The sequence below is a fragment of the Micromonospora sp. NPDC049801 genome (genome assembly GCF_040656575.1).
Taxonomy (GTDB): Bacteria; Actinomycetota; Actinomycetes; order Mycobacteriales; family Micromonosporaceae; genus Micromonospora.
The window spans coordinates 523,398-545,899 of the sequence record NZ_JBFAMS010000001.1 but is presented as its reverse complement, the minus strand read 5'-3'; the positions used below and the strand labels follow the sequence as shown (position 1 = coordinate 545,899).

The 22,502-nt window shown below is 73.5% G+C and carries 21 protein-coding genes; 17 read left to right on the top strand and 4 right to left on the bottom strand.

The features are described 5' to 3' along the window. The first annotated feature begins 2 nt into the window (after window positions 1-2). The 3 genes from AB0I89_RS02585 (at window position 3) to AB0I89_RS02575 (ending at window position 3,052) form a co-directional block, all read left to right on the top strand. Window positions 3-1,604 carry an asparagine synthase-related protein gene (locus AB0I89_RS02585; protein WP_357118914.1) on the top strand — a complete coding sequence of 534 codons (1,602 nt, stop codon included), beginning with the start codon at window positions 3-5 and terminating at the stop codon, window positions 1,602-1,604. Between the two features lie 54 nt (window positions 1,605-1,658). After that, window positions 1,659-2,486, top strand: a complete 828-nt coding sequence (locus AB0I89_RS02580; protein WP_357118911.1) for a MerR family transcriptional regulator — start codon at window positions 1,659-1,661, stop codon at window positions 2,484-2,486. Window positions 2,487-2,575: 89 nt separating this feature from the next. Then, complete coding sequence (locus AB0I89_RS02575) at window positions 2,576-3,052, top strand: DUF1203 domain-containing protein (protein ID WP_357118908.1); 477 nt, start codon at window positions 2,576-2,578, stop codon at window positions 3,050-3,052. A gap of 6 nt (window positions 3,053-3,058) precedes the next feature. Here the strand turns inward: AB0I89_RS02575 and AB0I89_RS02570 are convergent, their stop codons facing one another. Beyond that, window positions 3,059-4,285, bottom strand: a complete 1,227-nt coding sequence (locus AB0I89_RS02570) for an SLC13 family permease (protein WP_357118905.1) — start codon at window positions 4,283-4,285, stop codon at window positions 3,059-3,061. Between the two features lie 125 nt (window positions 4,286-4,410). After that, window positions 4,411-5,859: a hypothetical protein gene (locus tag AB0I89_RS02565; protein WP_357118902.1), complete on the bottom strand. Its 1,449-nt coding sequence runs from the start codon at window positions 5,857-5,859 to the stop codon at window positions 4,411-4,413. Window positions 5,860-5,999: 140 nt separating this feature from the next. Between AB0I89_RS02565 and AB0I89_RS02560 the strand changes: the two genes are divergently transcribed. From AB0I89_RS02560 to AB0I89_RS02545, 4 genes are all read left to right on the top strand, one after another. Next, a complete protein-coding gene (locus AB0I89_RS02560) occupies window positions 6,000-6,698 on the top strand; it encodes a DUF305 domain-containing protein (RefSeq protein ID WP_357118899.1) in 699 nt (232 codons plus the stop codon). Between the two features lie 22 nt (window positions 6,699-6,720). Beyond that, window positions 6,721-7,926, top strand: a complete 1,206-nt coding sequence (locus tag AB0I89_RS02555; RefSeq protein ID WP_357118896.1) for a sensor histidine kinase — start codon at window positions 6,721-6,723, stop codon at window positions 7,924-7,926. Then, the gene (locus tag AB0I89_RS02550; protein WP_357118893.1) at window positions 7,923-8,588 is read left to right on the top strand and encodes a response regulator transcription factor; all 666 of its coding nucleotides are present in this window, start codon (window positions 7,923-7,925) and stop codon (window positions 8,586-8,588) included. The genes AB0I89_RS02555 and AB0I89_RS02550 overlap by 4 nt, the downstream gene beginning before the upstream one ends. A 147-nt stretch (window positions 8,589-8,735) precedes the next feature. Continuing rightward, window positions 8,736-11,222: an FtsX-like permease family protein gene (locus AB0I89_RS02545; protein ID WP_357118890.1), complete on the top strand. Its 2,487-nt coding sequence runs from the start codon at window positions 8,736-8,738 to the stop codon at window positions 11,220-11,222. 99 nt (window positions 11,223-11,321) lie between these two features. Here the strand turns inward: AB0I89_RS02545 and AB0I89_RS02540 are convergent, their stop codons facing one another. After that, window positions 11,322-12,584 (bottom strand): nucleotide sugar dehydrogenase, encoded by a 1,263-nt coding sequence (locus AB0I89_RS02540; RefSeq protein WP_357118887.1) that lies wholly within the window; start codon window positions 12,582-12,584, stop codon window positions 11,322-11,324. Window positions 12,585-12,685: 101 nt separating this feature from the next. Then, window positions 12,686-14,056, bottom strand: a complete 1,371-nt coding sequence (locus AB0I89_RS02535) for a protein kinase (RefSeq protein ID WP_357118884.1) — start codon at window positions 14,054-14,056, stop codon at window positions 12,686-12,688. A 514-nt stretch (window positions 14,057-14,570) separates the two neighbouring features. Here AB0I89_RS02535 and AB0I89_RS02530 point away from each other — a divergent pair. The 10 genes from AB0I89_RS02530 to AB0I89_RS02485 all read left to right on the top strand — a co-directional run bounded on the left by AB0I89_RS02530 (window position 14,571) and on the right by AB0I89_RS02485 (window position 22,498). Beyond that, window positions 14,571-15,281 carry an RNA polymerase sigma factor gene (locus AB0I89_RS02530; protein ID WP_357118881.1) on the top strand — a complete coding sequence of 237 codons (711 nt, stop codon included), beginning with the start codon at window positions 14,571-14,573 and terminating at the stop codon, window positions 15,279-15,281. Window positions 15,282-15,297: 16 nt separating this feature from the next. Continuing rightward, entirely contained in the window at window positions 15,298-16,125 is an 828-nt protein-coding gene (locus tag AB0I89_RS02525) for a hypothetical protein (protein WP_357118878.1), read from the top strand. Between the two features lie 178 nt (window positions 16,126-16,303). Continuing rightward, window positions 16,304-17,539, top strand: a complete 1,236-nt coding sequence (gene egtA, locus AB0I89_RS02520; RefSeq protein ID WP_357118875.1) for an ergothioneine biosynthesis glutamate--cysteine ligase EgtA — start codon at window positions 16,304-16,306, stop codon at window positions 17,537-17,539. 97 nt (window positions 17,540-17,636) lie between these two features. Next, window positions 17,637-18,974 (top strand): ergothioneine biosynthesis protein EgtB, encoded by a 1,338-nt coding sequence (gene egtB, locus AB0I89_RS02515; RefSeq protein WP_357118872.1) that lies wholly within the window; start codon window positions 17,637-17,639, stop codon window positions 18,972-18,974. 28 nt (window positions 18,975-19,002) lie between these two features. Then, a complete protein-coding gene (gene egtC / locus AB0I89_RS02510; RefSeq protein WP_357118869.1) occupies window positions 19,003-19,749 on the top strand; it encodes an ergothioneine biosynthesis protein EgtC in 747 nt (248 codons plus the stop codon). Window positions 19,750-19,804: 55 nt separating this feature from the next. After that, on the top strand, window positions 19,805-20,770 hold the full coding sequence (gene egtD / locus AB0I89_RS02505) for an L-histidine N(alpha)-methyltransferase (RefSeq protein WP_357118866.1): 966 nt from the start codon (window positions 19,805-19,807) through the stop codon (window positions 20,768-20,770). Between the two features lie 216 nt (window positions 20,771-20,986). Beyond that, window positions 20,987-21,574, top strand: a complete 588-nt coding sequence (locus AB0I89_RS02500; RefSeq protein WP_357118863.1) for a TMEM165/GDT1 family protein — start codon at window positions 20,987-20,989, stop codon at window positions 21,572-21,574. A gap of 39 nt (window positions 21,575-21,613) precedes the next feature. Continuing rightward, window positions 21,614-21,976, top strand: coding sequence for a DUF1622 domain-containing protein (locus AB0I89_RS02495; protein WP_357118860.1), 363 nt, complete (start codon window positions 21,614-21,616; stop codon window positions 21,974-21,976). Next, a complete protein-coding gene (locus AB0I89_RS02490) occupies window positions 21,973-22,296 on the top strand; it encodes a hypothetical protein (protein ID WP_357118857.1) in 324 nt (107 codons plus the stop codon). The genes AB0I89_RS02495 and AB0I89_RS02490 overlap by 4 nt, the downstream gene beginning before the upstream one ends. Before the next feature lie 4 nt (window positions 22,297-22,300). Then, window positions 22,301-22,498: a hypothetical protein gene (locus AB0I89_RS02485; RefSeq protein WP_357118854.1), complete on the top strand. Its 198-nt coding sequence runs from the start codon at window positions 22,301-22,303 to the stop codon at window positions 22,496-22,498. Window positions 22,499-22,502: the final 4 nt, after the last annotated feature.

Below are 22,502 nucleotides of genomic sequence, written 5' to 3'. Positions count from 1 at the left end.
CCGTGTGCGGCATAGCGCTCAGCCTCGGCCCCGAGGCCGACCCGGCGACATTCCGACGGATGCTCGCCGTCCTCGCCCCGCGCGGCGAGGTCACCGAGACCCGCTGTGAGACCGGACTACTCGCCGGCACCCGCCGGCTTCGGGTCGTCGACCGCGACCGGGCCGTGCAGCCCTGGACCTCGACCGACGAGCGGTGGCTGCTCTGTTTCAACGGCGAGATCTTCAACCACCGGGAGCTGCGCGCGCAGCTCACCCGCCTCGGGCAGGTGTTCCGCACCGAGAGCGACACCGAGGTGCTGTTGGCGGCCTTCCAACAGTGGGGCGAGTCGGCGGTGACCCGGCTGCGCGGCGAGTACGCCTTCGCGGTCGTCGAACGCGCCACCGGCCGGGCGTACCTGGCCCGCGACCCGCTCGGGGTGAAACCGCTGTACTGGTCCCGGCGGCCCGGCTGCCTGTACCTCGCCTCCGAGGTCAAGGCGCTCGTCGGGCATCATGCCCCGGTCACCGAGGTGCCTCCCGGTCACCACGGCTGGGCCGAGCCGGACGGACCGGTGCGGCTGCGCCCGTACGTCGACCTGCTCGCCATCGGCGAGGGCCTGCCGGTCATCGACGACCCGGACGAGGCCACCCTGCTCGTCCGGGCCGCCCTGACCGACGCCATCCGGATGCGGGTGGAGACCGACCTGACCGTCGGCGTCGTCCTCTCCGGCGGGCTGGACAGCTCGTTGACGCTGCGGCAGGTACGCGACCTCCACCCGGACTGCGTGGCGGTGACGGTCGGCGTGCCGGACAGTCCCGACGTCGCGTACGCCCGTCGGCTCGCCGCCGACCTCGACGTGCCGCACGTCGTGGTCGAGCTGCGCCCGCGCGACATCCGGCTGGCCGACGTCCGGGAGGCCATCCGGATCTCCGAGCTGACCGAGTACGGCGACATCATCAACGCCGTCGTGTCGGTGCCGATCTTCCGTCGGCTGCGCGACCTGGGCGTCAAGGTGGTGCTCACCGGCGACGGCTCCGACGAGCTGTTCGGCGGGTACCCGATGTACCGCCAGGTCGACCCGATCGCGTCCCGCCGGCTGTTTCTGCACCGGATCCGCAACCTCTGCCGTACCGAGTTGCAGCGCGTCGACCGGGCCGCCATGGCTCACGGGGTGGAGGCGCGGGTGCCGTTCCTCGACCTCAGCGTGGTGGAGCTGGCGATGCGTCTGCCCCTGAACCTGAAGGTGCGCGACGGCCAGGAGAAGTGGATCGTGCGGCGGGCGTTCGCCGACGTGCTGCCCGACTACGTCGTGCGGCGGCCGAAGCACCCCATGTCGTACTCCTCCGGTCTGCACGAGCGGGTGCGGCTCTACAAGCCGCTGTTCGCCCGGATGCACCGGTCGTTCGGCTACGACCTGCTGGAGCCGGTCCGCCGCGACTTCGACACCGTGCTCAGCGGGTGCGGCAACGACCTGGACCGGGCCATCGCCGACGGGATGAACCGACCCGACTACACCGTCCTGGAGCACGCTCGTGACCTGGTCGGGGCGGCGAAGTGGAACGCCGCGCCGATGGTCCGCCGGCTGGTCGGCCCGCGCCCGCCCCGGCGCTCACCGGTGGGCTGACCCCGGCCCGACGCTTGACTCTGACACCGTGTCAGGGACCAGCGTGAGGGGATCATGTTCACCATCGGAGACTTCGCCCGACTGGGCCGCGTGTCGGTGCGGATGCTGCGCCACTACGACAGCATCGGTCTGCTGCGGCCGGCCAGCGTCGATCCGCACACCGGCTACCGCTTCTACCGGGCCGAGCAGTTGCGTCGGCTCAACCGGGTGATCGCCCTCAAGGACCTGGGGCTCACCCTGGAGCAGGTGCGCGCGATCCTGGACGAGACCGTCGACACCGCCGAGCTGCGCGGCATGTTGCGGCTGCGTCGCAGCGAGCTGGCCACCCGGCTGGCCGCCGACACGGCCCGGCTCGCGGCGGTCGAGGCGAGGCTCCGGATGATCGAATCGGAGGGTCGGATGACCAACCAGGACGTCGTACTCAAGCAGATCGCGCCGGTGCGCGTGGCGGAGCTGACCGCCGTCGCGCCCAGCTACGAGAGTCAGGACATCGGTCCGGTGATCCAGCCGCTCTACCCGGAGCTGTTCCGCCGGCTCGACGCCGCCGGGATCACCCCGTCCGGGCCGGCCATCGCCTGGTACGAACCGGCCGAGGACGAGGGCGAGGCGGTGGTGGTGCACGCCGGGGTGAGCGTCGGCGGTGGGGTCACGGCGATTCCCGACGTGACGGTGCGGGACCTGCCGGCGGTCGGGACGGCCGCGACGATCGTGCACCACGGCTCGATGGACGACGCCGACCGCAGCGTCCAGGCGCTCGCCCGGTGGATCGAGGAGAACGGGTACCGCCCGGACGGGTTCGCCCGCGAGGTGTACCTGGACTATCGCCAGGACTCCCCGGAAGCCGGCGTGACCGAGCTTCAGCTCGCCGTCGACCGCGACTGACAGCGCTCGCCCTCGCGCCGGCGGCTGGTCCCGAGCGCCAGGTCCGATCACCGCCAGCACCCGCACCGGCACCGGGGCAGGCTGGACGCATGACGACCACCGCCACCTTCCTCATCCACGCCGTGCCGGCCGCGGTGCTGGAGCTCGTCCGTCGGACCGGCCGAGACGCCGCCGGCCATCGCGTCGAAGGGCGCCTGGCCGGCGGCGGGGAGCCGCTGCGGTGCTGCCTACGCGACGCGGAGGTGGGGGAGGCGGTGCTGCTCTTCGGGTACGCCCCGCCGATCGCCGCCGCCGCGTACCGGGAGATCGGGCCGGTCTTCGCGCACGCCGCCGCCTGCCCCGGCCCGGACCACGGCGGCGGCCACCCGCCGGGCTGGCGGGGACGGGCCCAGGTCCTGCGGGCGTACGACCGGCAGGGACGGATCTGCGGCGGCCGGCTGCACGACGGCACGGACCCGGAGGCGGTGATCGCGGAGCTGTTCGCCGATCCGCAGGTACACCGACTGCACAGTCGCAACGTGATCTACGGCTGCTTCATGTTCGTGGTGGAGCGGGCCGCCGGGTGACGGCCCTCAGCCGACCAGGAGCAGCGCGCCGACCGCCGCCAGCGTGCCCACGACGGCGAGCAGGGCGCTGGTCAGCACGAACCGTCGCACCGGCACCGCCACCCCGGCCGCCCGGCACCGCTCGAACCACAGCAGGGTGGCCAGCGACGCCCAGGGCGCGGCCAGCGGGCCGACGTTCGTGCCGATCAGCAGGGCCAGCAGGCGGGTGTGGTCGACGGTCGGCAGCACCGACTCGCCGGCCAGGTACGCCGGTAGGTTGTTGACCGCGTTCGCCAGCAGCGCACCCGTGCCGCCGGCACGCAACGCGCCGACCGCTCCGCCGTCGGCGCCGACCAGACCGGCGACCAGGTCGTCGAGCCCGTGCCGGCCGAGGGTCTGCACTACCAGGAACAGGCCGACGACGAAGAGCAGCAGTCGTACCGGCACCAGTTGGGCGCGCAGCGTCGCGGGGGAGCGGATCACGAAGCCGACCAGCACCAGCGCGAGGGCGACGGTGGAGGCGAGCCCGATCTCCACCCCGGCGAGGATGCCGGCGACGAAGAGCAGGCAGCCGGCGAGGGCGGTGCGGTGCAGCACCGGGTCGGCCGGCACGTGCGGGGCCGGCGGGATGAAGCGTCCGCCGTCCGGTCGTTCCCGCCGCCACCAGGCGTACCAGAGCAGCGCCATGGTGGCCGTCACGGCGGCGAGCTGCGGCAGCGCCATGCGCTCGGCGTACGCCAGTGGGGTGAGGCCGACCCGGTCGGCGGCCAGCAGATTCGTCAGGTTCGACACCGGCAGCAGCAGGCTGGCGGTGTTCGCCAGCCAGACCGTGGTGACCGCGAGCGGCCCGGCGGGGACGCGCAGGGTGCGGGCCAGGGCGAGCAGCACCGGGGTGAGCAGCACGGCGGTGGTGTCGAGGTTGAGCACGAGGGTGGTCACCGTGGCCAGGCCGCCGCAGAGCAGGAACAGCGCCGCCCAGCGGCCCCGGGACGCGATGGCCAGCCGACTGGCGAGCACGTCGAAGACGCCCGCGACGGCGGTCAGCTCGGCCAGCACGATCACGGTGCCGAGGAAGAGCAGCAGCGGCAGGATGCGGTGCAGGGTGCCCGTGGTCTCGGCGCGGGGCAGCAGCCCGGTCAGCGCGCAGACCGCGCCGGCCACCGCGAGCACGACGGCCACCAGGTCGAGCGGGTGGGGACGCCAGCGCGCGGTCGGCTCGGGCGGGGCCGGCGGCGCGCCGGCGGCAGACTTCACAGGTGACCACGTTGACACAGCGCCCGGTCAGGCGCTCGTCAACCCGGGCCCGGGTGACCAGGCCCACCTGACGTGGCCGGGCCCGGCCTCTCGAGGAGCGGCCGGGCCCGGGTCGGACGTCGGTTCTACCAGCTCAGGTAACCGGGCTGGGTCTGCACGTTCAACTCCTTGAACCGGGTCAGGTTCGCCGACCAGGTCCGCCAGTCGTTCAGCTCCAGGACGTCCAGACCCTTCTGGATGTCGTTGGAGTAGATGTTGCCGTTGTAGTAGTACGTCGACCAGGCGCCGCCGGTGACGGCCTGGGTGGCGGACAGCGGGCCCCGCTCCCAGTAGGCGATCTCCTTGGGGTGGCGCGAGTCGGTGAAGTCCCAGACCGAGATGCCGCCCTGGTACCACGCCTGCACCATGATGTCCCGCCCGAGCACCGGGACCAGCGAGCCGTTGTGCGCCACGCAGTTCTCGGTGTCGCCGTTGGTCCGGGGGATCTTGTAGTAGCTGCGGAACTCCAGCTTCCGCGCGTTGCCGCGGCCGGTGATGTCGTAGACGGCGTCCGCGCCCCGGTCGGGGCCGACCGTCTCGTTGCAGGTGGCCGCGCCGCCGCCGCCCAGTTCGTCGGTGAAGACGACCTTGGTGCCGGCGTTGTTGAAGGTGGCCGAGTGCCAGAACGCGAAGTTGACGGTGTCCCGGACCTGGGTGATCAGCCGGGGCGCTTCGCGGTTCTTGATGTCGAGCAGGATGCCGTCACCCATGCAGGCGCCGGCGGCGATGTCCTTCGCCGGGTACGCGGTGATGTCGTGGCAGCCGGTGGTCGCCGAGCCGGTCTCGCTGCCCGGGAAACCGCCGTCCGGGAAGAGGTTCGGCGTCGAGATGACGGCCGCCTCGGTCGGCTTCTTCACCGGCACCTTGACGATGGAGATGGAGTCGTGCGGCGGCTGGCAGTCGGGGAACTCGGCCCGCGGGCTGTACGACGAGACGTACAGGTAGACGTTCTTGCGGTCCTTGCCCGGCACCAGCGTGTGGGTGTGCGACCCGCAGGCGGTCTCGACGGACTTGATGTAGCGCGGGTTGGCCTTGTCGCTGATGTCGAAGACCTTGATGCCCTCCCACGACTCCTTGACCGACGCCGGCTGCGCGACGCTCGCACACGAGTCGTCGCTGCGCGACGAGTCGGTGGAGACGAACAGCAGGTTGCCGTAGACGGAGATGTCGTTCTGCGAGCCCGGGCAGTTGACCTGCGCGGTGATCGTGGGCGCGCTGGGCCGGGAGATGTCGTAGATGACGAACCCGTTGTAGTTGCCGGCGAAGGCGTACTTGCCCTGGAACGCCATGTCGCTGTTGAGCGCGGCCGTCGTGTCGAACGGCGCCTGCTTGGGGAGGTTGGCGATCTGCCGCAGGTTGGGGCTGCTGCGGATCTCGTCGACGCCCGGGATGTCGCTGGCGGCCGCCGGTGCGGCCGGTGCGGCCTCCTGTGCGCTGCTCGGTGTCGCCAGGGCGACGCTGGTCAGCAGCAGGCCGGTCGCGGCCAGGCTGACGATGCGGAGTTGTCGGAGCCGTGCGGTGGCCAACTTGATCATTGGCGGCGCCCTTCGAAAGGGGGGATGACGTTGTCGGTACCTTACCGAGCCTCGGAGATCATCGATGTGATCCGGGTCACATCTACGTCGACTCGTCAATGGATAGGATCGCTGCGACCTCGACCTGAGGGGAGTGCGGCATGACTGTCCGACGTGGTCGGTTACTCGCCGTCGTCATAGCGGCGACCATCGTCGCGGCGCTGGTGGCGCTGGCCATCCGCGCCGCCGGTGAACCCGGCCCCCCGGCCGCCGCGCCCGCCTCGGCGACGCCCACGCCGACGACCAGCCCGACCGGTCCACCGCCGCCGCCGGTCCTCGTGCCCGGCCGCCCCGGGGAGCCCGCCGTCGCCCGGTCCGCGCACGAGCTGCGCGACGACAGCCCACCCCGCTACAACGGCCTGGACACCGTCTACGTCCAGATGATGATCCCGCACCACGAGCAGGCGCTGGAGATGAGCACACTGGCGACGGACCACGCTGCGGATCCGCGGATCCGCGCGTACGCCGACCGGATCCGCGCCGGCCAGGGCCCCGAGATCAAGGTCCTGCGCGGCTGGCTCTCCACCCGCGGGCTGCCCGAGACGGCGCCCGGCCACGACCACGCCGGCATGCGCGGCATGCAGTCTCCCGAGGCGATGCGGCGACTGGCCGCCGCCCGGGGCGTCGAGTTCGACAGGCTCTTCATCACGATGATGACCGATCACCATCAGGGCGCCGTGACCATGGCGACCGACCTGTTGTCGGTCGGGGTCGACGCGACCCTCAACGAGCTGGCCACCTCACTCGCCACCGAGCAGGCCATCGAGATCAACCGCCTGCGCGAGCTGACGCCGCCCTGACCGTCGACGACCCGTACGCTGGGTGACCGTGAGACGCACGCTGTTCGGCCGCCCCCTGCGCGGCGTCGCCTTCGACGTGGCCGTCTCCGTCGTGGTCGCGTTCGTCGGTCTCACCTCGGCGGTGTCGCAACCCGGCGGTTGGGCCGCCGTCGGCGTCGGCGTGGGCATGGCGGTGGCGCTGCTGTTCCGCCGCACCCACCCGAGCGCGGTGACCGTCGTCGTGGCGGCGCTCGCCCTGGTCCAGGTGATCACCCGGTGGGGTCCGCAGGCGTTCGACGTCGCCGTCCTGATCGCGCTCTACAGCGTCGTGAAATACGGCCGGCGGCTGCGCGACGGTGTGCTGGCCGGCGCGGTCGCCGCCGTGGGCGTGCTGCTCGCCGCCGCGCAGACCCCCGGCGTCATCGTGTGGTGGGTGACCGCGCTGTGGTACGCGCTGGTCACCGGCGCGGTCTGGCTCGTCGCGCTGAACGTGCGGACCCGCCGCCTCTACGTGCTGAGCCTCGAAGAGCGCGCCGCCACCCTCGAACGTGAGCGGGAGGCCGAGTCGCGGGCGGCGGTCGCCGAGGAGCGCACCCGCATCGCCCGCGAACTGCACGACGTGGTGGCGCACAGCATGGCGGTGATGATCGTCCAGGCGGACGGTGCCCGCTTCATGCTCGACCGCGACCCCGAGCAGGCGCGCGCCGCCGTGAAGGTGGTCGCCGACACCGGCCGCTCCGCGCTGGAGGAGATGCGGCGGCTCGTCGGGGTCCTGCGCGACTCGGGCCCCGCCGGGGCGGACGTCGTGGCCGCCGACCCGGAGCACCGCCGGTTGGCCCTGGCCGAGCTGCCCGACCTGCTGGCCCGCTTCCGCGACGCCGGGCTGTTTGTCCGGGACGCCGTCAGCGGCGAGCCCCCGGCCTTGCCGCCGGGCCTGGAGCTGACCGTCTACCGCGTGGTGCAGGAGGCGCTGACCAACGCGCTCAAGCACGCCGGCGTCGGCGCCACTGTCGACCTGCGGATGACGTACTCCGCCGACGCCGTCGAGGTCCGGGTCGTCGACGACGGTCGGGGCCGCCCGGTCGTCAGTCCAGCGCCGCCCGGCGGTCACGGTCTGCTCGGCATGCGCGAGCGCGTGGCGGTGTACGACGGCAGCCTCACCGCCGGCCCCCGGCCGACCGGGGGCTGGCAGGTGCGGGTACGGCTCCCGCTACCGTCGGAGCCCTCAGCGGAGGTGATCGCGGCATGACGGTCCGGGTGGTGATCGTGGACGACCAGGCGCTGGTGCGCGCCGGATTCAGGATGGTGCTGGACTCGCAGCCCGACCTGACGGTGGTCGGGGAGGCCATCGACGGCGCCGACGCCCTGCGCGTGCTGGCCCGCACCGAGGCGGACGTCGTGGTGATGGACATCCGGATGCCGACCATGGACGGGGTGGAGGCCACCCGCCGGATCTGCGCCGACCGGCCGGCGGGTCCGCCTCGGGTGCTGGTGTTGACCACCTTCGACACCGAGGCCGACGCGTTCGCCGCGCTGCGGGCCGGCGCGAGCGGTTTTCTGCTCAAGAACGTTCCGCCGGAGGAGCTGCTGGACGCCATCCGCGTGGTCGCGCGGGGCGACTCGGTGGTCGCCCCGTCGATCACGCGGCGGCTGCTGGACCGCTTCGCCGGCCAACTCGGCGTCACCCCGACCGCCGACCCCCGGCTGGCCCAGCTCACCGAGCGGGAGCGGGAGGTGCTGTTGCTGGTCGCGCAGGGGCTGTCCAACGCCGAGATCGCCGCCAAGGCGCACGTGGCCGAGGCGACGGTGAAGACCCACGTCGGGCGGATCCTGGCGAAGCTGCACCTGCGCGACCGGGTGCAGGCGGTCGTGCTGGCGTACGAGAGCGGCCTGGTCACACCCGGGCGCTGACCCGCCGTACGACCGCGGTCGTACGGCCGGCGCGTCCGTGCGCCACCTGCGGCGTACGCGGGTCGAGAGCGCAGGTGGAGATCGATCCGACCGGACCGGCCATAGCGTCGGAGGGGTCCGATCCGCGCCGGCACCGGGAGCCCGCACATGATCCGCCTGACCCTGCGTACGCTGCGCGCCGAGGCGCTGCGCATGCTGCTGTCCGCGCTCGCCGTCGTACTCGGTGTCGCCTTCGTCGCCGGCACGCTGATCGTCGTGGACGGGATGCGCGCGGGCGCGTACCAGCGGGCCGGCGCCTTCGACCGGCACACCGACCTCGGCGTCTACCCCGACGGCCCCCGGCCGCTGCCGGCGAGGCTGGTCGACGACGTCCGTACGGTCGACGGGGTGGCCGCCGCGGCCGGTGAGCTGCTCGGCGCCGGTGGACTCCTCGGCGCTGACGGGCGACCGGTGCTCGGCTACGCAGTGCTCGCCGCCATCCCCACCGAGACGGCCCTGCGCTCGTACGACGTGGTCGCCGGTCGCCTCCCCGACCGCGCGGGCGAGGTGGTGCTCGACGCGCCGACGGTGGCGAAGGAGGGCTTCACCCTCGGCGCTCCGGTTCTCGTCGGCGGTACCGGCGGGGCGGCCCGTCCGTACACCCTGGTCGGCACGGTAGACGTGGCGGGCAGCGTCCGCGACGTCGGCGGCCCGTTCATCGGCCTGGTCGGCGCGGACGCGCTCGCGGTCACCGGCGGGCGTGGCTACGACCGGATCATGGTGGCGGCCCGGCCGGGAACAGCCCAGGCGGCGTTGGCCGACCGGCTACGCGCCGCCGTCGGGAGCGCCGACGTCGACGTGAAGGGCCGCCAGCAGATCCTCGATGAGGCCGTCGAGGACGCCGTCCGCAATCTGAACCAGTTCCTGCTGCTGCTGCTCATCTTCGTCGGGGTCGCGGTGGTGGTGGCCGGCTTCGTGATCGCCAACACCTTCGCGATCGTGCTGGCGCAGCGCACCCGCCGGACCGCGCTGCTGCGCCTGGTGGGTGCGACCCGGGGGCAGGTGTTCCGGGCGGCGCTGCTGGAGTCGGCGCTGCTCGGCCTCGTCGCCTCCGCCCTCGGCGTCGTGCTCGGGGTGGCTCTCGCCGGCGGACTCCGGCTGCTGATGTCTCGACTGGACGTGCCGCTCTCCGGCGGGTTGACCGTCGCCGGCTCGACCGTGCTGACCAGCCTGCTGCTCGGTACCGGGCTCACCGTCGCCGCGGCCCTGCTGCCGGCCTGGCGGGGCACCCGGGTCGCCCCGGTGGCCGCGCTGACCGACGCCGCCGTGCAGCCCGCCCGGGGAGCGGGCCGGGTGCGGCTGGCCCTCGGCGCGGTGGTGCTGGGCGCGGGAGTCGCGGCGCTGGCCGGCGCGGCCGACGCCGGTCAGGTGCTCCTCGTGGCCGTGGGCGGTGTGCTGGCCTTCTTCGGCATCGTGCTGTTCGGCCCGGTGCTCGTCCCGGCGCTGGTCCGGCTGATCGGCTGGCCGGCCCGCCGGGTGTTCGGGATGACCGTCGGTCTGGCGGTGGCGAACGCGGTTCGCAACCCGCGTCGGATCGCCGCGACGGCGACCGCCCTGGTCATCGGGATCGGCTTGGTGTCGGCGTTCGTGGTGGGCGCGCGCAGCACCAAGGACGGCATCGAACGCAGCGTCGACGCCGAGATCGGGACGGACTTCGTGGTCAGCGACATCGGCCAGAATCTGCCCGCCGCGCTCGCCGGTGAGCTGGCCGCGCGCCCCGAACTGGGCGTGGTGCACGAGCAGCGCAGCGTCGTGACCGGCGACATCGAGGTCCGGGCCGCCCACCCGGCGCTGGTCGGCCGGACGTTGTCCGGCGTGGTGGCCGGCGACGTCGACCGACTCGGGCCGGGGCAGGTGCTGGTGCACCAGGAGCTGGCGCGGGCGCACGGCTGGCAGGTCGGTTCCGCCGTCACCATCGAGGGGCGGGCGTTCCGGGTGGCCGCGGTGGTGGCCGACGACGCGCCGGCCATGGTCTCCAGCGCCGCGCCCGAGGGACACGTCATCGAGCTGGACGACCGGGACTTCGCGGTGCTCTTTCCCCGCGAACGCGGTTTCCTCGCCGAGATCGACCCGGCTGACGGCGTGAGCGCCGAACGGGCCCGCGCCGCGATCGAGGCCGTGCTCGCCCGCTACCCGACGGCGAACCTGATGGACCAGGGCGCGTACAAGAAGATGCTCACCGGCACGGTGGACATGCTGCTGGCCTCCGTCACCGCGCTGCTCGGCCTGGCCGTCGTGATCGCCCTCGTCGGCGTGGCCAACACGCTGAGCCTGTCGGTGGTCGAGCGCACCCGGGAGAACGGCGTCCTGCGGGCGGTCGGGCTGTCCCGCGGCCGGATGCGGGCCATGCTCGCGGTCGAGGCGATCCTCATGACGCTGGTCGGCGCGATCCTCGGTATCGGGCTGGGCACCGGCGTCAGCGCCGCCGGGATGGCGCTGCTGGCCCGCCTCGGCGGGGACTTCCACGTGGTGCTGCCACTCGGCCAGCTCTCCTCGATCCTCGGCGTGGCGGTGCTGGCCGCTCTGCTCGCCTCGGTGCTTCCGGCCCGCCGGGCACTGTCGCGGCCCGTCGTCGAGGCGCTCGCCGACCAGTGAGCGTGTCGTCCACGGGTGCCCGAAGCGACATCCGCCGGCCGGCCCCGCCGCCTTCCCCGGCGGCGGGACCGGCCAGCGGTGCCGGGTCCGGGGCACGCCCTACAGGCGCTCGACCACCTCGCCGGAGCACCGGTTGCGGGTGTCGAAGACGTAGCGGGCGTGCCGGACCACCAGGTCGTAGTCGAAGCAGTCGTGGTCGGTGACCACCACGACCGCGTCCGCGGCCCGCACCTCCCGCTCGGTGAGCCCGACGACCGCGACCCCGGCGGGGATCTGGTGGGCCTCCGCGTACGGCTCGACCGCGTGCACCTCGGCGCCGAGTGCCTGCAGACGGCGGGCCACGTCGACGGCGGGGGAGTCCCGCATGTCACCGGTGTTCCGCTTGTACGCGAGCCCGAGCAGCAGCAGTCGCGCGCCGCTGACCGCCCGGCCGGTGCGGTTGAGCCCTGCCATGATCCGCTGGGTGACGTGCTCGGGCATCTCGTGGTTGATGTCGTTGGCCAGCTCGATGAACCGGAACTGCCGGCCGAGGCGTCGCTTGACCTGCCAGGACAGGTAGCACGGATCGATCGGCAGGCAGTGCCCGCCGACACCCGGGCCGGGCCGGAACGGCAGGAACCCGAAAGGCTTGGTCGCGGCGGCGTCGATCGCCTGCCAGACGTCGATGTCGAGGTGGTGTGAGAGCATCGTGAGCTCGTTGATCAGCGCGATGTTGACCTGGCGGAACGTGTTCTCGATCAGCTTGGTCAACTCGGCCACCCGGGTGGAGTCGACGGCGACGGTGCGCTCCACGAGCCGCTGGTAGAAGCCCTGCACCCGGTCCAGCGACGCCGCGTCGATCCCGGAGACCACCTTCGGGGTGTTCTCCAGTCGCCACGTCGGGTTGCCCGGGTCGATCCGCTCCGGGCTGTAGCCGAGGTGGAAGTCGCCGGGGCTGGTCAGCCCGCTGGCCGACTCCAACAGCGGCCGAAGCAGCTCCTCGGTGGTGCCGGGGTAGGTGGTCGATTCCAGGATGACCGTGCAGCCCGGCCGCACGTACGGGCCGACGCGGATACCGGCCTGCTCGACGAAGCTCAGGTCCGGGGTGCCGTCGCGCAGCGGGGTGGGCACGGTGATGACGCAGACGTCGAAACCCTCGGCGTCGGTGTAGTCGGTGCTGGGGCGGTACCGGCCGCTGCCCAGCGCCCGGCCCAGCCGGTCGGTGGGGATGTCCTCGACGAACGACTCACCCGACGCGAGCCGCTTCACCCGGTCGGCGTCGACGTCCAGGCCGACGACGTCCAGGCCCGCCTCGACGGCACGCATGGCCAGCGGCAGTCCGACGTACCCCTGGCCGATCACGACCAGCTTCTCAGCGCTCACCCGGGCTCCCGCAGACGGTGGAAATGACCTGCGGAGAGCCTAGAGCGGTTTTCGGCGACGTAAGTCCGTTTTGGGGATATCGGTGCTGGTGGGGCGGCTGGTCAGCCGCCTACGTCACCGGAGCCGGTCGACGGTTCGGTGGAGGGGCTCGGGTCGGTCGCCGGCGAGTTGCTCGGCGACGACGGGGTCTTCGGCGGGTCGCTCGGCGGCGGCGCGGTGGTCGCGCTCGGCGTCGGCGATGGAGAGTTGGCCGACTGGCTGGGCTGGACGCTCGGCGTGGCGCTGACCGACGCGGACGTCGTGGTGTCCGGGACGGTCGGCCGGTTCGGCCGGCCCGGGTCGTTGGTCATCTGCTCGTTCGCCGCCGGCAACTCCACCTGCTCGGTCGGCCCCGGCGTCGGCGCGACCGTCGGCAGCTTGACGGCCGGATCGTTGCCGGTGTTGCGCGCCGCGCCCAGGGCCGCGCCGAGGCCGACCAGGGCGACCAGCATGGCCACCGCGGCACCGACCAGCGGCCCGCGGCGTCGCGGGCGTGCCGGGTCGGTCGTGCCCGCCACCGCCGCGCCGACCGGCACGTCGGTGCGGGTGCCCGGACCCGCCTCGCGCAGCGGCACCGATGACGCCAGCGCCGTCGGTGGTTCGCCGCCGGTCACCGCGGTACGGGCCGCCTCCGCCATCGCCGAGCCGCTCGTGAAGCGGTCCAGCGGGTCCTTCGCGAGGGCCCGCGATACCAGGGCGCGGACCGCCTCCGGGATGTCGTGCGGCAGCTCCGGGGGCTCGTCGTCGAGGTGCCGGACGGCGACCTGGAGGGGGTTGTCACCGGTGAACGGCGGGCCGCCGGTGAGGCAGCAGTAGGCGACCGCGCCGAGGGCGTAGATGTCGGTGGCGCCGCTGACCGGCCGGCCGGCGGCCTGCTCGGGCGCCATGTAGAGGGCGGTGCCGGGCACCGCGTTGGTGCTGGTGATGCTGGTCACGTTGGTGGAGCGGGCGACGCCGAAGTCGACCAGGACGACCGTGCCGTCCTCCTGCACCAGAAGGTTGCTGGGCTTGACGTCGCGGTGCACGATGCCGCCGCGGTGCGCCGCGCCCAGCGCGTGCCCCGCCTGGGCGACGATCGACATCGTCTCGGCCACGTCGAGGCGACCGGCGGCCTCGATCCGCTTGGACAGCGGTTCGCCCTCGACGAACTCCATGACCAGATAGTCGGCTCGACCGCCGTCGGGCAGGTCGTCCTCCCCGCAGTCGTACACCTGCACGATGCCGGGGTGCCGCAAGGCCGCCATGATCCGCGCCTCGGCACGGAAGCGGGCGATGAAGTCCGGGTCGGAGACCAGCGCCGGCAGCAGGACCTTGACCGCGACCTGCCGGCCGAGGACGAGGTCGGAGGCACGCCAGACGTCGCCCATGCCGCCCGTGGCGACACGTTCGTCCAGGCGGTACCGACCGCTGAGCACGACCTCCGATGACAACACAGCATTACCGTACCCAGAGTGGCGGCCAACGGCTCGCTGCGGTGGACCCGGTGCGGGGTCGCCCCCGTCGGTCCGCCCGGGGCGACCTCCGGCGGCCGGGCCGGTGTGTGACGCTTCGATGACGCCAGGTCACAAAAGCCGACACATGTCGGCGTACGCCAGCCCGGTCGCCGCCGCAGACGCTCACCTGAGCCGGGGAGCGCCCGAGGGGCGTCGTCCGTTACGCCGGCACGCCGGTCGGATGGTTTGATAATTGTCACTCTTCTGTAATGCGATCCCAACTTGTCGCAGGAAACGTCCCCTCCTACCGTTAGCCCGGCTCGGGGCGCAGACGGGCAGCCCGTTCCGGGCCATCACCGGGTGTGGACACCCCGGCCGGTGCCCGGACGGGGCCCGAATCGAAATCGGCGGGGGCGGTGCGGGTGCGGGAGCGGGTGAGGGCGGCGGTTCGCCGTGCGCGCACGACGCCGACGCGTGTCGCGCCGATCCGCTCCGGGCGGCCCGTGGGCCGCCGATGACGGGCGAACTGTCCGAGGCGGTCACCGCCGCGCAGTCCGGGGACGAGGACGCCTTCCGCTTCCTGTACCGCAGCCTCCAGCCGGGACTGCTGCGGTACCTGACCGCCCTGGTCGGCGCGGACGCCGAGGACGTCGCGTCGGAGACCTGGTTACAGATCTCCCGCGACCTGCCCACCTTCACCGGCGGCGAGTTCCGCGCCTGGACCGTCACCATCGCCCGCAACCGCGCGATGGACCACCTGCGGCGGCTGCGGCGACGACCGTCGCTGCCGGTACCGGTGCAGGCGCTCACCGAGCTGGCCGGCGACGGCGACACCGCCGAGCGGGCCGACGAGACGATCAGCACCGAGGCTGCGCTGGCGTTGATCGCCACGCTGCCACCCCGCGAGGCCGAGGCGGTGCTGCTGCGGGCCGTGATCGGGCTCGACGCGGAGTCCGCCGGCCGGGTGCTCGGTCGCCGGGCCGGCGCCGTCCGGACCGCCGCGCACCGCGGTCTGCGGCGACTCGCCACCCTGCTGGACCGGCAGGCCGTACCGACGCCGTCGGTCGACGGCGACGCCACCCCCCCGCTGCGCGCGCCCGACACGTCGAGCGCGCCGGCCGACGGCGGCCCACCGGCGGTCGGCGCCGAGGTGGTTCCGCCCCCTCGTCGCCGGATCGGGCGTACCCGGCAGCAGACCTCACACGCCGAGCAGGCGGAGGGCTGACGTGAAGGGATTCCGGATGAACCCGCACCGGCCGGACCGTCGTGCCGGCCGCGCCGAGACCGAACGGCTGCTCGACGCCGCCCGCATCGACACCACCTCCGCCCTCCCGCGCGACCTCGCCGAGCCGGGTGCGGCGAGCGTCCGGCAGTCCGGGCCTTCACCGGACTCCGGGACCGAGCCGCTGGCCCGACTGCTCGCCGCTGCCGCTGGCCCGGCCCGGCCTACGGAGCTGGCGGGCGAGGAGGCGGCGCTGTCCGCGTTCCGGGCCGCCCGCGCCGTCCCGGCGCCCGCCGTGGCCCGACGGCCACGCCGTCTGCGGCTCACGACCGGCGCGGTGGCCTGGATCGGGGCGTTGGCGGCCACCGCCACCGCTGGCGTCGCGTTCGCCGCGGCCGGGTTGGAGAAGGCACCCGAACCGCCGCCGGCACCGAGTAGCGCGCCCCCCACTGCCAGCGCGCAGGTGAGCACCGGGCCCGTCGCGCCGAGCGGATCGACGCCGCCCGGCCGTCCCTCCCTGTCCGTCTCGCCGTCGGTCGGCACGACCCCCGGCGGTCAGCTGCACGGGCTGTGCCAGGCCTGGCGGTCCAAGAAGCCCGAGCAGCGGGAGAAGGCGCTGCGAACGCCGGCCTTCGAGCGGTTGGTGACGGCCGCTGGTGGGGTCGGCGCGGTCGAGGAGTACTGCCAGCGGCTGGTGCCCGAGGCGAAGCCCAGCCCGTCGCCGCTGTCCCCGTCTCCGTCCGCTCCGCCGCCGCCGTCGCCGCCTGCGGAGCCGTCCGCGCGGGCGACGCCACCCGGTCAGGCGAAGGTCAAGCCCTCGCACCCGGCCGGCCCGGCCGGCGACTGAGCGTACGGGCGCGCGGTTCGTTCTGCCCTGCACCGGGAAACGCGTCTGTTAGACAGGGATTGGTGGTCCGTCGACGCTCGGAAAGGGGAGTGTCGGTGGCCGGGTCTACGGTGGCACCCGTGCTCCGGAGCTGACGCACGGCGCACGCGGTCGTCGCACGACGAGGGAGGCTGCACCGATGGTGACGTCGCCGGAGCTGGACCAGAGCGAGATCCTGCGCGAGTCCGCCGCCGCGGGCCGACACCTCGCGCGCATCTGCTTCAAGACCGGCCCTCCCACGTACACCGGCGTCGAACTGGAATGGACCGTGCACGACGCCGCCGACCCCACCCGAGGAGTCGACCCGGCGCGGCTGCGGACGGCGCTGGGGCGGCACAGCCCCGTCACGCTGGATCCGGCGAGCCCCGCCGAGCCGCTGCGACACGGCGGCACGGTGACCCTCGAACCGGGCGGCCAGCTGGAGATCTCCACCCCGCCGCGTACCTCGGCCGGCGCGTTGATCCAGGCCACCGAGGCCGACATCGCCCAGGTCGCCGGTCTGCTGGCCGCCGCCGGGCTGACCCTGGGGCGCAGCGGCATCGACCCGCACCGTCGGCCCCGCCCGGTGTTGGACACTCCCCGCTACCGCGCCATGCGCCGCGTGTTCGACCGGCGCGGCCCGGCCGGCCGGACGATGATGTACAGCACCGCCGGCCTGCAGGTGTGCCTCGACATCGGCGAACCGGACCAGGTCGCCCCGCGCTGGGCGGCGGCCCACGCCGTCGGCCCACCGTTGCTCGCGGCGTTCGCCTCGTCGAGTCGGCACGCCGGCCGGCGTACCGGTTGGGCATCCGCGCGGATGGCCGCCTGGCTGGCGATCGATCCGGCGCGTACCCGCCCGGTGTGGGCGCCCGAGCGCGCGGACGACGACCCGCCGGCCGCCTGGGCACGCTACGTGCTCGCCGCCCCGCTGCTGTGTCTGCGCCGGCCCGGCCCGGACTGGGCCCCGCCGCCGGGTATCACCTTCGCCGACTGGCTGGACGGCGCGCTGCCCCGCCCGCCCACCACCGACGACCTCGACTACCACGTCAGCACCCTCTTCCCGCCGGTGCGCCCGCGCGGTTACCTGGAGCTGCGGTACCTGGACGCCCAGCCCGACCGGGACTGGCGGCTACCGCTGGCGGTGCTGAGCGCGCTGTTCACCGACGCGGGCACCGTCCGCGCGGCGTACACGATCGGCGCGCCGGTGGCGCACCGCTGGTCGGCCGCCGCCCGGCGCGGCCTCGCCGACCCGGCGCTGGCCGTCGCGGCGGCCGCGCTGCTCGACCTGGCCCTGGCCGCCCTACCGCGGCTGGGCCTGCCGGCCGGCACCGAGGACGACATCCACGACGGTGTACGGCGGCGGCTCGCCGCCATCGCAAGGGTCGACCGGTGAGCGCGCGAGAGCGAGCCTCGAACGAAAGGTGCGACGGGTGAGCGCGAGGAGTGAGCCGGGTCTGCGAGCCCCGCAGTCGCGAACGAAAGGTGCGACGGTGAGCGCGAGTACGACGGAGCATGCCGACGGTGAGCTGTTGCGGGGGCGGATCGCACAGGAGTTGGCGCGCGCCCGCTCCCGCACGGCCCTGCTGACCGAGGCGGTCGACGACGGCGACCTGATGCGCCAGCACTCTCCGCTGATGTCGCCGTTGGTCTGGGATCTGGCGCACGTCGGCAACCAGGAGGAGTTGTGGCTGGTGCGCGACGTGGGCGGCCGTGAGCCGGTCCGCTGCGACATCGACGACCTGTACGACGCGTTCAAGCAGCCCCGCCGGGACCGACCGCGGCTGCCCCTGTTGCCACCGGCGGAGGCGCGCGCCTACGTGGGCGCGGTCCGCGACAAGGTGTACGACCTGCTCGACGCGGTGCGCTTCACCGACCGGCCGTTGGTCGCCGACGGGTTCGCCTTCGGCATGATCGTGCAGCACGAGCAGCAGCACGACGAGACGATGCTCGCGACCCACCAGCTGCGCGCGGGCGCGGCGGTCCTGCACGCCCCGCCGCCGCCCGAGCCGGCCGTCCGGGCCGGCGGGGAGGTGCTGGTGCCGGCCGGAGAGTTCACGATGGGCACCGACACCGATCCCTGGGCCCTGGACAACGAACGGCCCGCGCACCAGGTCCACCTGCCCGCGTACGTCATCGACGCCGCACCGGTGACCAACGGCGCGTACGAGGCGTTCATCGCCGACGGCGGCTACTCCGACCGGCGGTGGTGGAGCGCGGCCGGCTGGGAACACCGGGTGCGCGAGCGACTGGTCGCGCCGCTGCACTGGCGTCGCGACGGTGACGGTTGGGCGTACCGGCGGTTCGGCCGCTGGGACCCGGTACGCCCCGACGAGCCGGTGGTGCACGTGTGTTTCCACGAGGCGCAGGCGTACGCGACGTGGGCCGGTAAGCGTCTGCCGACCGAGGCGGAGTGGGAGAAGGCGGCGCGGTGGGACCCGGCGACCGGGCGGTCCCGCCGCTACCCGTGGGGCGACGACGACCCGACCGAGGCGCACGCCAACCTCGACCAACGTCACCTACGGCCGGCGCCGGTGGGCGCGTACCCGGCCGGCGTCTCGCCGCTCGGTGTGCACCAGCTCATCGGGGACGTCTGGGAGTGGACGTCGACCACGTTCACCGGTCATCCCGGCTTCGTCGCGTTCCCGTACCGCGAATACTCCGAGGTGTTCTTCGGCGACGACCACCGGGTGCTGCGCGGTGGCTCGTTCGGCACGGACCGGTCGGCGTGCCGGGGGACGTTCCGCAACTGGGACTATCCGATCCGCCGGCAGATCTTCAGTGGCTTCCGGTGCGCCCGCGACGCCGGTCCGGACGAGTCGCCGCGGTGAGGCGCCCGACGCCACGCGGGGTGCGCTGATGTGCCGTCATCTGGTCTACCTCGGCCCGCCGGTCACGTTGGCCGCGTTGCTGTTCGAGCCGGCGTACGCGCTGGTCCGTCAGTCCTGGGCGCCGCGTGACATGCGCGGCGGCGGCACGATCAACGCCGACGGGTTCGGTGTCGGCTGGTATCCGGACGACGGTCCTCCGGTGCGGTACCGGCGTGCCCAGCCGATCTGGAGCGACCCGACGATCGCCGAGCTGGCGGCGGTGACACGTGCCGGCGCGGTGCTCGCCGCGGTCCGGTCGGCCACCGTGGGGATGGCGGTGGTCGACGGCGCGGCGGCGCCGTTCGCGGAGGGCCGGTGGCTGTTCAGCCACAACGGTGTGATCCGGGGCTGGCCCGATTCGATGGTGCCGCTCGCCGCCGGCCTGCCGGTGCGGGACCTGCTGACCCTGGACGCGGCCACCGACTCGGCGTTGCTGTGGGCGCTGGTGCGGCATCGGCTGCGCGCGGGCGACGACCCGGCGGAGGCGGTCGGCCGGACGGTGGTCGAGGTCGCCGCCGCCGCTCCGGGGTCGCGGCTGAATCTGCTGCTCACCGACGGACGGCGGGCGGTGGCTACGGCGGTCGGTCACGCGCTGTCGGTGCGCGCGGGCGCGGGCTCGGTGGTGGTGGCGTCCGAGCCGCACGACGACGACGCCGGGTGGCGGCCGGTGCCGCAGCAGCGCCTGGTCACCGCCACGACGGACGAGGTGCGGGTGTGCGGGCTGCCGGCCGGATGAGCGTTGCCGGCCGGGCTACGCGAGGTGTCTGACGACCACGATAGGGGCGGGGGCCATGAGCGCGGAACCGTTGGAGATCTACCTTGAGCCGCAGGACCTGGAGCGTGGCCTGCGGGCGGACGTCCGGGCGGGGCTGACGGCCGAGGCGAAGTGGCTGCCGCCGAAGTGGTTCTACGACTCGCGGGGCAGCGAGCTGTTCGAGGAGATCACCCGGCTGCCCGAGTACTACCCGACCCGGGCCGAGCGCGCGGTGCTCGCCGCGCACGCCGCCGACGTGGCGGCGCTGACCGGCGCGAAGACCCTGATCGAGCTGGGCTCCGGTTCGTCGGAGAAGACCCGGCTGCTGCTGGACGCGTTCACCCGCCGGGGAGGGCTGGGCACGTTCGTCCCGCTCGACGTCTCGGTCAGCGCCCTGCTCGGGTCGACGGCGCAGATCGCCGCCGACTATCCGGGGCTGCGGGTGCGGGGGATCGTGGGCGACTTCACCCGCCAGCTCGACCGGCTGCCGACCGGCGGGCGGCGGCTGGTGGTGTTCCTGGGCGGCACGATCGGCAATCTGTTGCCGGCCGAGCGGGCCGGGTTCCTGACCGCGATGCGCGCCGCGCTGGAGGTCGGCGACTGGTTGCTGCTCGGCACCGACCTGGTGAAGGACCCGTCGGTGATCGTGCCCGCCTACGACGACGCGGCCGGGGTCACGGCCGAGTTCAACCGCAACGTGCTGTATGTGATCAACCGGGAGTTGGGGGCCGATTTCGACCCGGAGGCGTTCGCGCATGTCGCCCGGTGGGACCCGGAGCGGGAGTGGATCGAGATGCGTCTGCGGGCGACGCGATCGATGCGGGTCCGGGTGCTGGACCTCTCGGTGGCGTTCGACGAGGGGGAGGAGCTGCGGACGGAGGTGTCGGCGAAGTTCCGCCCGGAAGGGGTGGCCGCCGAACTGGGCGCGGCGGGCTTCGCGGCGTCGCACTTCTGGACGGACCCGCGCGGGCTGTTCGGGGTGACGTTGGCGCGGGCGTGGTGAGCCTGTTCACCCGCGCCGTCCGGCCCGCTCGCTGATCGGTTAGGCTGGTCGCGCGAAGGGGAGTAGCCCCCAATGTCGTGGTCGACATACTGGTGCGTTCCGCATCCGGCCACGCGGCCCCGGTTCTCCGGGGCGGGCGAGACCTTCGACTCAGGCTGTCGCAGCCGGGTCGAGGGCGCCCCCGCACCTCCTCCCGGTCTGAACGGGAAGGATGTCATGGAGGGATTCCTCGCCGCGCTGGTCGTCAGCTTCGGCGTCATCTTCGTCGCCGAGCTGGGAGACAAGTCCCAGTTGATGGCGCTGACGTTCGCCACGCGGTTCAAGCCGCTTCCGGTGCTGATCGGCATCACCGTCGCCACGGCGGTGGTGCACCTGGCGTCGGTCGCCATCGGTTCGGGTCTCGGCGCCGTGCTGCCCACCGAATGGATCTCGCTGGTGGCCGGCGTGGCCTTCCTCGGCTTCGGCGCGTGGACACTGCGCGGTGACAAGCTCACCGAGGAGGAGAAGCGTAAGGCCGAGAAGACCAGCAAGACCGCGATCGTGGCGGTGTCGGTGGCGTTCTTCCTGGCCGAGCTGGGCGACAAGACGATGCTCGCGACGATCACCCTGGCCACCAAGTACGGCTGGTTCGGCACCTGGCTCGGCTCCACGGTGGGCATGGTGGCCGCGGACGCGCTGGCCATCCTGGTCGGCCGGATGCTCGGCCGCCGGCTGCCGGAGAGGACCATCAGGTACGGCGCCGCGGTGCTGTTCGCCATCAGTGGCCTCTGGCTGATCCTGGAGGCCGTGAACGAGCTGACCTGAGCGCCGACTAGCCGCCCCGGTGGCGGGTAACGCCTCCGGGTGGAGCCGGCGGAGCTGCTGCGCCACGGCGACCAGGTGCTGGTCGCCGTGGTGGAGGTGGCCGGCGCCCTGGTGATCGTCGTGGGCGCGCTCTGGGCGGCGGTGCGGTTCGTGGCCGAGGGGCTACGGCACCGCACCGCCGCCGTCTTCACCCCGATCCGCCTGTCGCTGGGCCGGTTCCTGACGCTCGGTCTGGAGTTCCAACTCGCGGCCGACGTGTTGCGGACCGCGGTGTCGCCGTCGTTCACGCAGATCGGCCAGTTGGCGGCGATCGCCACGATCCGGACGGCGCTGAACTACTTCCTGGGCCGGGAGATCCGGCAGGAGCAACGGCAGGTCACCGACGGGCGGCAGGGGACGTGATCGGCGGGCTGGTCGAGGCGGTGACCGCGCTGGCCCTGGTCACCGGGGTCGTCGCGGCGGTGTGCACCGGCGACGTGCGGGTCGCCGTACGCGTGCTGTTGGACCTTTTGACGGCGGCCGGCCTGCTGCGGCTCGCCGGGGATCCGGCGTGGGGTGGCCTGGCCTCCACCGCCGCGATCGTCGCGCTGCGGCAACTGCTCGCGGCGGCGTTGAGTCTCCCGCCGCCGTGGTCGCGGCGACAATCCCCGCCGCGCTGCGGGGGCGACGATCACCGCCTACCGTGGGCGGTACCAGAGAAACCGGGAAAAGCGGGAGGATAACCACATGAACCGGCACGACGAACCGAACGAGTACGGATACGCCGGCGGCGCCACCGCTCCCGAGCCGCAGCCCGGCGGCAAGCCCGACGAGCAGGACCTCGCGGAGGAGGTGGCGGTGCCCGCCGACGACCTCACCGCCCCCACGACCGACGCCCTCGCGGACGAGACCGAGGAGCGGGCGCCGCGCGACCGCCAGCGCTGAGCAT

Coding starts and splice junctions, on each gene's coding strand:
- AB0I89_RS02580 (WP_357118911.1), top strand. CDS start 1,659: ATGTTCACCATCGGAGACTTCGCCCGACTGGGCCGCGTGTCGGTGCGG.
- AB0I89_RS02575 (WP_357118908.1), top strand. CDS start 2,576: ATGACGACCACCGCCACCTTCCTCATCCACGCCGTGCCGGCCGCGGTG.
- AB0I89_RS02565 (WP_357118902.1), bottom strand. CDS start 5,859: ATGATCAAGTTGGCCACCGCACGGCTCCGACAACTCCGCATCGTCAGC.
- AB0I89_RS02560 (WP_357118899.1), top strand. CDS start 6,000: ATGACTGTCCGACGTGGTCGGTTACTCGCCGTCGTCATAGCGGCGACC.
- AB0I89_RS02550 (WP_357118893.1), top strand. CDS start 7,923: ATGACGGTCCGGGTGGTGATCGTGGACGACCAGGCGCTGGTGCGCGCC.
- AB0I89_RS02545 (WP_357118890.1), top strand. CDS start 8,736: ATGATCCGCCTGACCCTGCGTACGCTGCGCGCCGAGGCGCTGCGCATG.
- AB0I89_RS02530 (WP_357118881.1), top strand. CDS start 14,571: ATGACGGGCGAACTGTCCGAGGCGGTCACCGCCGCGCAGTCCGGGGAC.
- AB0I89_RS02525 (WP_357118878.1), top strand. CDS start 15,298: ATGAACCCGCACCGGCCGGACCGTCGTGCCGGCCGCGCCGAGACCGAA.
- egtA (WP_357118875.1), top strand. CDS start 16,304: ATGGTGACGTCGCCGGAGCTGGACCAGAGCGAGATCCTGCGCGAGTCC.
- egtC (WP_357118869.1), top strand. CDS start 19,003: ATGTGCCGTCATCTGGTCTACCTCGGCCCGCCGGTCACGTTGGCCGCG.
- egtD (WP_357118866.1), top strand. CDS start 19,805: ATGAGCGCGGAACCGTTGGAGATCTACCTTGAGCCGCAGGACCTGGAG.
- AB0I89_RS02500 (WP_357118863.1), top strand. CDS start 20,987: ATGGAGGGATTCCTCGCCGCGCTGGTCGTCAGCTTCGGCGTCATCTTC.
- AB0I89_RS02485 (WP_357118854.1), top strand. CDS start 22,301: ATGAACCGGCACGACGAACCGAACGAGTACGGATACGCCGGCGGCGCC.